The following is an 8,082-nucleotide window of genomic DNA, read 5'->3' as shown; positions in this document are numbered from 1 at the left end:
TGTAAGGATACGACAGAGTCGAATGGTATTTATCCCGTCAAGATCCCTCAGTAATGACACCCCAAACCCACCTCGCTGAAATCGAAATGCCGCCTCTTGCATTTTTAAACGTTGCTCGAGCTGATCGGAAGAAAACCCTAAACCGCGTGCAACTTTATGAAGTACATTTCGTTCACTAGGGTGGAGGTCACCATCAGCAAATGCTGCCGATATTTGTAACTCTAGGAAGAATTGCATCAAATCAAATCTTCCACCTGCAGAGATACGCACACGTTCTAAAACCGTTTCCAAAGGAAAGTCACGCTCTTTGCCTTCTCGAAAAGCCTCTTGTGCAGCTCTTCGCTGCTCACCATGCAAACTCATGCGCTCCATCATGGTCGTTGCTAACTGAATTTCCTCTTGTGTGACCTGCCCTTTCGCTTTCGCAACATGCCCCATCACAGCAAATGCAGCTTTAAAAAACTCAGCTTGCTTCTCACTTTGGCTCGGTCCAGTGCCAAAATCTGAATTAAAGCCTGCCAGTTTCAGGCGACGAGCTTTATCAAACTGATGACCTATAAACAAACCAAAAATAGCCCCAAAAGGTCCCCCCATAAGAAAACCAAAAAAAGTACCCAATATTTTGCCGAAAATATGCATTGTTTGCTCTCAATCTCTGAATTTTTTCTTCATAAGGCAGTCTGATAGTGCTGTAAGCGACAAATTCCTTTATCATAAGGACCGTTTAATTTTAAATTCGGTCACCCATTCACCGGATGTATCAAGTTCAACAGGATAGTCAAACTCGATGTCACGTTTTCCTCGTACCTTGTTAGCCACTTCAATTAGCGCCGCCTTATTAATATCCCAGGCTAAGGCTGAAGATTCACACATGGATACTCAGCCCAAAGTATCCTCTAGTAAGAGTGAAGTATTAGACCCTATCGACCAATGTTTGGTCAATGAGGTGGAGCCAGAAAACGCCAAACAACAGCCAGTAAATGTTGATGCTGATCGTCTTGAGGCTATCAATGGTGATAAAGCGACTTACTCAGGAAATGTTACCGTTGTCCAAGGTAAAAAACGCATGAAAGCGGATAATGTAACTGTTCATCAGAAAGATAACATTGTGGTGGCAGAAGGAAACGTTGTATTTAGCGATGGGCAACTTAAAACCCTCTCAGACAAAGCCGTACACAATCTAAACTCTGAAGAAGTAACGCTAGAAAATACCAACTATCAATTTTTGTGTGAACCAGGGCGAGGGGAAGCGGTATATGTAGCGAAAACTGGAAAAGCAGTATACCAAATCGAAGATGGTACCATAACGTCTTGTCCTGAAGGTGACAGTTCTTGGCGCATGAGAGCATCAAATATTGATGTAGACCAGAATGAAGAAGAGGCCACCTTCTACAATCCACGCTTTGAAATCCAAAATATCCCCGTCTTTTATTTGCCATTTTTAACAGTACCAATCGGTGATACTCGTAAAACAGGCTTTCTTTACCCAACCGTTTCCTATGGGTCGAGTGACGGGTTCGAAATGGAAGTTCCCATATACTGGAACCTTGCTCCAAATTACGACTTGGAAACAACAATTAAGTCGATGCAAAATCGTGGAACTCAATTGAATAGTGAATTCCGATATTTGTCCGATTTGGGTTACAGTACAATCAAATCTGAATATTTGCCCGACGATAAAAAATATCCAGAGCAAGGCGATCGCTGGGGAATACAGTGGCAACATTCAGGTATCTATGATGAGAACTGGAAGCTTGGAGTCGATTATTCGAAAGTGAGCGATATCCGGTATTTCTCCGATACCGGCTCCGGCCTAGGTAACCAGTCAGACGGACAATTGATCCAAGAAGCCGTTGTAACTTACCGCTCAGCAAGCTGGGATGCTTCTATCTTAACTCGAGATTTTCAAGTTTTGACTGAAAGCAATAACACGCCGTACCGTTTGTTACCACAGCTAGATTTTAACTACTATTCACCGGAAGTGATGCGCTACCTCGACGTAGATCTTAAAAGTCATATATCAAAATTTGATACTGATGATAAGGAAAAGCCCTCGGCGACGAGAGTACATATCGAGCCAGGCTTGAAGGTTCCGATTGGTACTTCTTGGGGCACTTGGACAACAGAAGCTAGGTTACTCGGAACGTATTACCAGCAGGACTTAAGCACTGTTGATTTAGCTAAACTGTCCGACGAAGGCTATAGCTTAAAAGAATCAACGTCACGCGTTATTCCTGAGTTTAGATCGCATGCCGGAATAACTCTTGAGCGCGATACTGTTATCTTCGATAACTACACGCAAACCCTTGAACCACAAGTGCAATATCTATACGTACCGGATCAAGACCAAAGCGATATCTATTTATACGATACTACCCTGCTGCAGACTGACTATTATGGTCTTTTTCGCAGTCGCAAATATAGTGGCGTCGATCGTATCGCTGCAGCCAACCAATTTAGCTATGGTGCCTCTACTCGATTTTTTGATAATCAATATAAGGAAAGGCTCAATATTTCCTTTGGCCAGATCTTCTACCTTGATAAGGACACCAAAAATTCATCACTCAACAACGACGATAACAACAAGTCAAAGTACTCTGCATGGGCGGTTGAAATGGATTTCAACTACGATGACTACTTGTTTTACCATGGTGGAATACAGTATGACGTTGATACCAGTGAGCTTCAGTTAGGTAATAGTACCGTTGAGTATCGCTTTGACAAAGGCTATGTTCAAGCTAATTATCGCTACGTAACCCGAGAGTATATAGAGAATACGCTTGGCGATAGCATTGGTGATTTAGATGCAATAACCGAAGACGGCATATCTCAAGCTGGATTGCTCGCAAGCTATCAGTTAACTCGCAAATGGAGTGCAAGCGGTCAGTATTTTTATGACTTAACGACCGAGAACTCTCTCGAGTGGCTCGCGGGTATCAACTATCGTTCAGACTGCTGGTATATTGGATTTAGTTACAGTAATCAGCTAAAAAACTGGGAACCTAGTTTCTCAAGTTATCCAAACTCCACACCCGTTTATGAAAACAACTTTAGTGTAAACTTCGGCATTATTGGCTTTGGTACTAGCATAGGATCAGATTCAGGAGTCGCAACCGAGAGTGGATCAAGTAACTCCCTAGGCTACGGCCGCCCATTTTTTCTTAACAATTAAATTTGAGTCCTGGAGTCAAAAGACACAGGTAAGGCTATCTACAGGTAATTCGATGAAACTTTGGAACAAAATTTTACTTGGGCTTTTGGTTACGTGCCAGTGGAGTACCGTGTATGCAACACCAAATGAACTGGACAAGGTTGCTGTTATTGTCAACAGTGGTGTAATACTACAAAGTGATATTGAAACATCACTAAAAACTATCCGTGCGAATGCTAAAGACAACCAGCAAACGCTGCCGGACGATGACACACTCAGAGAGCAAGTAACTGAAAAGTTGATTGTCGATACGATACAGCAACAGGAAGCCGAAAGGATCGGCGTGCGCATTGATGATAATAGACTCAACAAAACCATCGAAGACATTGCAAAAAATAACCAACAAACTCTCGAACAACTCTATGCTTCGATAGCCAAAGAAGGCCTTAGCTACAGCCAGTTTCGAGAACAAGTCCGTAAGGAAATAGCAGCCAGTGAGGCTCGAAATGCTCTTGTCCGTCGACGTATCAATATACTACCTGCAGAAGTGGATAATCTCGCCAATGTTTTAGCAAAAGAAACTAATGCCACCGTACAATATAAAGTGGGGCATATTCAGTTAAGAATCGATGAGAAAGAAGATAAATCGGCCGTTGAAACCAAAGCCAATCAAATTGTGCAAAAGCTTAACCAAGGTGCCGATTTTAACACTTTGGCTTATACCTACTCTAAGGGCCCGAAAGCTCTGCAAGGAGGGGACTGGGGTTGGATGAGAAAAGAAGAGATGCCGACCATCTTTGCAGATCAGATCAAATTACAAAATAAAGGCAGTATCATTGGCCCATTTAGAAGTGGAGTTGGTTTTCATATTTTGAAGATCGAAGACGTCAAAGGCTTGGAAACCGTTGCCGTCACCGAAATACAAGCCAGACATATCCTCATAAAACCAACGGTAATTTTAAGTGATGAAGGAGTACAAAATGAGCTGCTTGATATCACCCGTAAGATTGAGTCTGGAGAGGCCACATTTGGAGAGATGGCACAACAATATAGCCAAGACCCTGGCTCTGCATCTCAACAAGGTGAATTAGGCTATCAAACATCAGATATCTATGTCCCTGAGTTTAAACATCAAATAGATACTCTTCCCATAGGTAAAATCAGTGAACCCTTTAAAACCGTACATGGCTGGCATATCGTTGAGGTTATGGATAAAAGAGAAGTAGACCGTACAGACTCAGCTTTAAAAAACAAAGCCTATCGAATTATCTTTAACCGAAAGTTCAATGAAGAAGCCAGCGCTTGGTTACAGGAAATCAGAGCTAGTGCTTTTGTCGAAGTCATCCAGGAAAAACAAGATGGCAATTAAACGTATTGTTGTGACGGCTGGGGAACCTGCTGGAATTGGCCCTGATTTGGTAATTTCTCTCGCTGAACAAGATTGGCCCCATCAAATAGTGATATGTGCTGACAAAGAAATGTTGATGCAGCGTGCAAAGCTCCTGAATATCAATATTGAGCTAACCGGCTATGACCCACAGACTCCAGCATCACCACAAAAGTCCGGCACTCTGGTAATAGACCATATACCACTGTGCACTCCTGTCACACCTGGTCAATTAGATGTAAATAATAGCCAATACGTACTAGAAACTTTAAAACGTGCCTCTTTAGGATGTTTAAGTGGTGAATTTGATGCTGTGGTCACAGGTCCAGTACATAAAGGTATTATCAACCATTCAGGTGTCGCCTTTAGTGGACATACTGAGTACTTTGCCGAAGTTTCAAACACTCCTTTAGTTGTAATGATGCTCGCAACTGAGGGACTTAAAGTGGCCTTGGTGACCACCCATATTCCATTATCAGATGTCTCAAAGGCAGTTACGCCAGAGCGACTAGAGAGCATTGTTCAGATCCTCCACCAAGATTTGATCAGCAAATTTGCTATCGCATCGCCTAAAATATATGTCTGTGGACTCAATCCACACGCCGGTGAAGATGGCTGCCTAGGTACAGAAGAGATAGACACCATCATCCCAGCACTAGAGAAACTTCGTCTAAATAAAGAGATAGATGTTATAGGTCCATTACCTGCTGATACTATATTTAGCTCCAAATACCTTACCGATGCAGATGCAATATTGGGGATGTACCACGATCAGGTACTCCCTGTGTTAAAATATAAAGGCTTTGGTCGTTCAGTGAACGTCACTTTGGGTTTACCTTTTATCAGAACATCGGTTGATCATGGAACAGCATTAGACCTAGCAGGGACAGGAAAGGCTGATACAGGAAGTTTTACAACGGCACTCACCCAAGCAATAGAGCTTGTCGAAAACAAAATTTAGTAACTTTGAGAACACTATGAGAAATGATGTCCACTTAGGGCACAAAGCTAGAAAGCGCTTTGGTCAAAACTTCTTAAACGATCCATACATCATTGATGGAATCGTATCTGCAATAAACCCAAAACCTGGTCAGAATTTGGTTGAGATTGGTCCTGGTCTAGGGGCTATCACTGAACCTGTAGGACGAGAAGTAGACAGCTTTACAGTGATTGAACTTGACCGCGATCTAGCAGAGCGATTAAGACAACATCCTGAATTATCAAGTAAGTTAACGATTTACGAAGGCGATGCGATGCGATTTGACTTCGCGCAGCTAGTCAAACCAAATAATAGATTACGTATTTTCGGTAACTTACCATACAACATATCCACACCACTTATGTTCCACTTATTTGAATATCATAAGGATGTTCAAGACATGCATTTCATGTTGCAAAAAGAAGTGGTCAATCGATTAGCGGCAGGCCCAGGAACAAAAGCTTACGGTCGGTTAACGGTAATGGCTCAGTACTACTGTAAAGTAATCCCAGTTCTTGAAGTTCCACCTAGTGCCTTTGTACCACCACCAAAAGTTGATTCCGCCGTAGTTCGTCTTGTTCCATATGAAACACTGCCATATCCAGCAACAAGTCTCAACTGGTTAGACAGGGTCTGCAGAGAAGGGTTTAACCAAAGGCGTAAAACCGTAAGAAACTGCTATAAATCATTAGTTACTGTAGAAGTTTTAGAGGAGCTCGGCATCAGTCCAAGCATGCGTCCAGAAAACTTAACTCTAGAACAATTTGTCGATTTAGCTAATTGGTTAGACGCAAACCACAATTAACACTCATATAATTAGAGTTGTAGCTGAACACGAGACAGCTCTAATTTTTGACTGATACGCAGGAGTCCCAATGGCAGCCCCCCCTTGTATTAAAGTCCAAGTCCATACCAAATATATATCAGAGCAGTCTCAGCCTGATGAAAATCACTATGTCTTTGCCTACGTTATTACAATAAAAAACTTAAGTAATCAAACCGTTCAGCTAATCAGCCGTCGCTGGCTCATCACCGACGCTAACGGAAAGCAAATGACTATTGAAGGAGATGGAGTTGTGGGACAGCAGCCTTTTATCTCTGGAAATGACGAATACACCTACAGCAGCGGTACTGCAATCGAGACCCCTGTTGGGGTTATGCAAGGCCAATACATTTTACTTGATGAAAAAGGGAAAGAGTTTATTACTGAGATAGATCCATTCAGACTCGCTCTACCTAATATTTTAAACTAATTTTCACTACGGGATTTGTTGTGTCCAATTATATTATTGGTGATATTCAAGGTTGTTTCGACGAACTCGAATTACTACTCGAAAAAGCAAAATTTAGTACAAGTAATGATGTCCTCTGGGTAGTCGGCGATTTAGTCGCTCGCGGCCCAAAGTCACTAAAAACCCTACGTTTTATAAAAAGTTTAGGTAAAAGTGCTCGAGTTGTTCTCGGTAATCATGATTTACACCTTCTTAGCGTTTCCCTTGGCCTCTTTCCTGCTAAAAAAAAGGACAAAACTAGCGCCATTCTAAAAGCAAGCGATCGGGATGAACTATTAACTTGGTTACGCCATCAGCCTCTGCTCGCTGAGCATGATGAGTTTGTTATCTGCCACGCAGGAATTTCCCCTCAATGGACATTATCCACAGCGAGAAAATGCGCTGAAGAAGTCGAAGCGATATTAAGAGGTGATCAGTGGCCTTGGTTGGTTAAAAATATGTATGATAACAAACCAAACTTATGGTCTAGTAGACTCGAGGGAATCGAACGATACCGCTATATCATTAATGCTTTTACTAGAATGAGGTATTGCTTTCCAGATGCTAGCTTAGATATGGAGTGCAAACGCTCTCCTAAAGAATTAGTTGGCAGTGATTTAAAGCCTTGGTTTGAACTCAAACGCTCAAAAAAAATAAAAAAAACCATTCTATTTGGTCACTGGGCGGCACTTGAAGGTTGTAATCGCAAGCGAGTAATAGGTTTAGATACTGGCTGTGTATGGGGAGGACGTTTAACTATGATTCGTTGGGAAGATAGGAAATACTTTACCCAGCGTAGTGTCACTCAATTCACTGGCTGAATGACCACAAGTAAGAGTAAACCGCATATAAAAACCCCAGCATCGCTGCTGGGGTTTAGAAGAAGTGGCGGAGCGGACGGGACTCGAACCCGCGACCCCCGGCGTGACAGGCCGGTATTCTAACCAACTGAACTACCGCTCCGCACTGGTTAGACCTAAGTCTAAATGTAAAGCCTGGCGATGTCCTACTCTCACATGGGGAAGCCCCACACTACCATCGGCGCTATTGCGTTTCACTTCTGAGTTCGGCATGGAATCAGGTGGGTCCACAACGCTATGGTCGCCAAGCAAAATTCTTTTTGGTGCTGATACCCAGACTCGAACTGGGGACCTCATCCTTACCAAGGATGCGCTCTACCACCTGAGCTATATCAGCATAATGTGCTCAAGATACATATCTAAAGCAGGGTATATAAAGCCTGGCGATGTCCTACTCTCACATGGGGAAACCCCACACTACCATCGGCGCTATT

General features: G+C 42.7%; 8 protein-coding genes, 2 tRNA genes and 1 rRNA gene. 6 read left to right on the top strand and 5 right to left on the bottom strand.

Features of this window, described 5'->3' with window-relative positions; translation table 11 throughout:
• On the bottom strand, window positions 1-639 hold a 639-nt coding region (gene djlA / locus QQK21_RS08015; protein WP_284191676.1), incomplete at its 3' end, for a co-chaperone DjlA.
• Between the two features lie 72 nt (window positions 640-711).
• Window positions 712-873 carry a hypothetical protein gene (locus QQK21_RS08010; protein ID WP_284191678.1) on the bottom strand — a complete coding sequence of 54 codons (162 nt, stop codon included), beginning with the start codon at window positions 871-873 and terminating at the stop codon, window positions 712-714.
• On the opposite strand from QQK21_RS08010, the gene lptD reads away from it, so the two are divergent.
• From lptD to QQK21_RS07980, 6 genes are all read left to right on the top strand, one after another.
• On the top strand, window positions 809-3,172 hold the full coding sequence (gene lptD / locus QQK21_RS08005) for an LPS assembly protein LptD (protein WP_284191677.1): 2,364 nt from the start codon (window positions 809-811) through the stop codon (window positions 3,170-3,172). The two genes, QQK21_RS08010 and lptD, sit on opposite strands and share 65 nt — an antisense overlap.
• A gap of 52 nt (window positions 3,173-3,224) precedes the next feature.
• Window positions 3,225-4,520 carry a peptidylprolyl isomerase SurA gene (gene surA / locus QQK21_RS08000; RefSeq protein ID WP_284191675.1) on the top strand — a complete coding sequence of 432 codons (1,296 nt, stop codon included), beginning with the start codon at window positions 3,225-3,227 and terminating at the stop codon, window positions 4,518-4,520.
• Window positions 4,510-5,499: a 4-hydroxythreonine-4-phosphate dehydrogenase PdxA gene (pdxA, locus tag QQK21_RS07995; protein WP_284191674.1), complete on the top strand. Its 990-nt coding sequence runs from the start codon at window positions 4,510-4,512 to the stop codon at window positions 5,497-5,499. The genes surA and pdxA overlap by 11 nt, the downstream gene beginning before the upstream one ends.
• A 16-nt stretch (window positions 5,500-5,515) precedes the next feature.
• Window positions 5,516-6,322 (top strand): 16S rRNA (adenine(1518)-N(6)/adenine(1519)-N(6))-dimethyltransferase RsmA, encoded by an 807-nt coding sequence (gene rsmA, locus QQK21_RS07990; protein ID WP_284191673.1) that lies wholly within the window; start codon window positions 5,516-5,518, stop codon window positions 6,320-6,322.
• A 70-nt stretch (window positions 6,323-6,392) separates the two neighbouring features.
• A complete protein-coding gene (apaG, locus tag QQK21_RS07985) occupies window positions 6,393-6,770 on the top strand; it encodes a Co2+/Mg2+ efflux protein ApaG (protein WP_284191672.1) in 378 nt (125 codons plus the stop codon).
• Window positions 6,771-6,790: 20 nt separating this feature from the next.
• On the top strand, window positions 6,791-7,609 hold the full coding sequence (locus tag QQK21_RS07980; RefSeq protein ID WP_284191671.1) for a symmetrical bis(5'-nucleosyl)-tetraphosphatase: 819 nt from the start codon (window positions 6,791-6,793) through the stop codon (window positions 7,607-7,609).
• Between the two features lie 65 nt (window positions 7,610-7,674).
• Here QQK21_RS07980 and QQK21_RS07975 read toward each other — a convergent pair.
• From QQK21_RS07975 to QQK21_RS07965, 3 genes are all read right to left on the bottom strand, one after another.
• Window positions 7,675-7,751: transfer RNA gene (locus QQK21_RS07975), tRNA-Asp, on the bottom strand.
• Between the two features lie 30 nt (window positions 7,752-7,781).
• A 5S ribosomal RNA gene (gene rrf, locus QQK21_RS07970) occupies window positions 7,782-7,897 on the bottom strand.
• A 12-nt stretch (window positions 7,898-7,909) separates the two neighbouring features.
• Window positions 7,910-7,985: transfer RNA gene (locus QQK21_RS07965), tRNA-Thr, on the bottom strand.
• Between the last annotated feature and the right edge of the window lie 97 nt (window positions 7,986-8,082).

The organism is Vibrio zhanjiangensis (genome assembly GCF_030161235.1).
GTDB classification, from domain to species: Bacteria; Pseudomonadota; Gammaproteobacteria; order Enterobacterales; family Vibrionaceae; genus Vibrio; species Vibrio zhanjiangensis.
Note: the sequence above shows the minus strand (reverse complement) of the source record. Positions and strands in the feature narration are given on the sequence as shown.